Source organism: Prauserella cavernicola, from assembly GCF_016595675.1.
GTDB lineage: Bacteria > Actinomycetota > Actinomycetes > Mycobacteriales > Pseudonocardiaceae > Prauserella_A > Prauserella_A cavernicola.
This window is the reverse complement of record NZ_JAENJH010000062.1, coordinates 1-291: the sequence shown is the minus strand read 5'-3', so window position 1 is coordinate 291 and position 291 is coordinate 1. Positions and strand designations below refer to the sequence as shown.

Below are 291 nucleotides of genomic sequence, written 5' to 3'. Positions count from 1 at the left end.
CGAGGCGAAGATGACGAACACGGGACTGATCAGCAGCGTTCCCGGCAGCATGCGGCTGAACAGCAACGTGAAGCCCATCGCCTGCTGTGCCTTGGTGCGAAAACGCGAGAGGCTGTAGCCGCCGAGCGTGCTGATCACGATGGAGATCAGCGCCGTTCCCAGCGTCACCAGCGTCGAGTTCCAGAGCCACAGCCCGATCGGCCTGCTCTCCAGCACCTCGCCGTAGGCATCGAAGCTCGCCGAGTCGGCGGGCGGCACGAGCGGTGGCGACGACGTCAGCAGCTCCCTCGA

Annotated in this window: 1 pseudogene; it reads right to left on the bottom strand. The window is 65.6% G+C overall.

What is annotated here, in order from left to right:
- Positions 1-291: pseudogene (locus JHE00_RS34695) on the bottom strand (hypothetical protein); the annotation flags it as partial.